Here is a 2305-nt window from a genome sequence, read left to right as displayed (position 1 = left end):
CAGCTAATTTTAGCGCGGGACATTAGAAAGAAAGAAAAACGGTGCCATTAGGCACCGTTTCTTATCAGCGTTTATACCTTTTATAATCAGCGTCACAGCAGTATTAGCTATGACACCAATGATTTTAGGTATAGATAATAACGCGGTAAGTTGTAAACAACTTAGCCGTAGATATTAGCGCGATCACGCAATTCTTTACCTGGCTTAAAGTGTGGAACGTACTTACCTTCCAATTCAACTTTAGCACCAGTCTTTGGATTACGGCCAACACGCGGAGCACGGTAGTGAAGAGAAAAACTGCCAAATCCTCGGATCTCAATGCGCTCACCTTCAGCTAGTGTTCCAGCCATATGTTCAAGCATTTCTTTCACTGCATCCTCAACGGCTTTAGCCGGTACATGAGATTGCTGGCCAGCAAGTCTTTCAATAAGTTCAGACTTGGTCATATTACCTCCAAGCTTTGCAGCTAAACTACCGTATAGGGGCGGAAAAACCGCCCCCCGTTATTACTCGCCTTTTGCAGCTTTGAACGCTTCTGCCATTGCGCTAGAGAAGTTACCTTCTTCTGGCTTGTTGTTAACTGTAGCAATAGCATCTTTCTCATCAGCTTCGTCTTTAGCACGAACAGACAGGCTGATTACGCGGTTTTTACGGTCAACGCCAGTATATTTGGCTTCAACTTCATCACCGACGTTCAGAACCAGCGTCGCATCTTCAACGCGGTCGCGAGTTGCTTCGGAAGCACGCAGATAACCTTCTACGCCGCCTGCCAATTCAACTGTAGCACCTTTAGCGTCAACTGCAGTTACTTTACCAGTAACAATAGCACCTTTCTTGTTAACAGACAGGTAGTTATTGAACGGGTCTTCTGCCAGTTGTTTCACGCCCAGGGAGATGCGCTCACGTTCTGCGTCAACTTGCAGAACCACAGCTGCGATTTCGTCGCCTTTCTTATATTCACGAACTGCTTCTTCGCCTGCAACGTTCCAGGAGATGTCAGACAGGTGAACCAGGCCGTCGATGCCGCCGTCCAGGCCGATGAAGATACCGAAGTCAGTGATAGACTTGATTTTACCTTCAACGCGGTCGTTTTTGTTGTGAGTTTCTGCAAACAGCTGCCATGGGTTAGATTTGCACTGTTTCAGGCCCAGAGAAATACGACGACGTTCTTCATCGATGTCCAGAACCATAACTTCCACTACGTCGCCAACGTTAACAACTTTAGACGGGTGAATGTTTTTGTTGGTCCAATCCATTTCTGAAACGTGTACCAAACCTTCAACGCCTTCTTCGATTTCTACGAAGCAGCCGTAATCAGTCAGGTTAGTTACACGACCAGTCAGCTTGGTGCTTTCTGGGTAACGTTTAGCGATAGCAACCCATGGATCTTCGCCAAGCTGTTTCAAGCCCAGGGATACACGAGTACGTTCGCGGTCGAATTTCAGAACTTTAACAGTGATTTCGTCGCCCACATTGACGATTTCGCTTGGGTGTTTAACACGTTTCCAAGCCATGTCAGTAATGTGCAGCAAGCCATCAACGCCACCCAGATCAACGAATGCACCGTAGTCAGTCAGGTTCTTAACGATACCCTTAACTTCCATGCCTTCTTGCAGGTTTTCCAGCAATTGATCACGCTCAGCGCTGTTCTCAGATTCGATAACTGCACGACGAGAAACAACTACGTTGTTGCGTTTCTGATCAAGCTTGATGACTTTGAACTCAAGCTCTTTGCCTTCCAGATGCAGAGTATCGCGAACTGGGCGCACATCAACCAGTGAACCAGGCAGGAACGCACGGATACCGTTCAGTTCGACTGTAAAGCCGCCCTTCACTTTGCCGTTGATCACACCAGTAACGGTTGCAGCTTCTTCGTAAGCTTTTTCCAGCATCAGCCATGCTTCGTGACGCTTAGCTTTTTCACGGGACAGCAGAGTTTCACCGAAGCCGTCTTCAACAGCGTCCAGAGCAACGTCAACTTCGTCACCAACTTGAATTTCCAGTTCGCCTTGCGCGTTCTTGAACTGTTCTGCTGGAATTGCTGACTCAGATTTCAGACCGGCGTCAACCAGTACGATATCTTTATCGATAGAAACAACAACACCACGGACAATAGAGCCCGGACGTGTTTCAATTGTTTTCAGGGATTCTTCAAAGAGTTGAGCAAAAGATTCTGTCATGTTAATAATCTTCAGGATTCTTAAGTTTAACGTCCATCTAGCATCCCGCCGGATGGGGTTGTTTCACATGCCTCGCCACAGATCCTTGCAGCAAGGTTAAAGTGCTCATCAAAAATAATTTTAAT

Annotated in this window: 2 protein-coding genes; both read right to left on the bottom strand. The window is 46.7% G+C overall.

Annotation, left to right across the window (positions count from 1 at the left end; translation table 11 throughout):
• Positions 1-161 precede the first annotated feature (161 nt).
• Positions 162-446, bottom strand: coding sequence for an integration host factor subunit beta (gene ihfB / locus V2A85_RS23125; RefSeq protein ID WP_005184672.1), 285 nt, complete (start codon positions 444-446; stop codon positions 162-164).
• A gap of 60 nt (positions 447-506) precedes the next feature.
• Entirely contained in the window at positions 507-2180 is a 1674-nt protein-coding gene (gene rpsA, locus V2A85_RS23120) for a 30S ribosomal protein S1 (RefSeq protein ID WP_004391091.1), read from the bottom strand.
• Between the last annotated feature and the right edge of the window lie 125 nt (positions 2181-2305).

This window comes from Yersinia sp. 1252 StPb PI (genome assembly GCF_048593885.1).
Lineage (GTDB): Bacteria > Pseudomonadota > Gammaproteobacteria > Enterobacterales > Enterobacteriaceae > Yersinia > Yersinia enterocolitica_E.
Note: the sequence above shows the minus strand (reverse complement) of the source record. Positions and strands in the feature narration are given on the sequence as shown.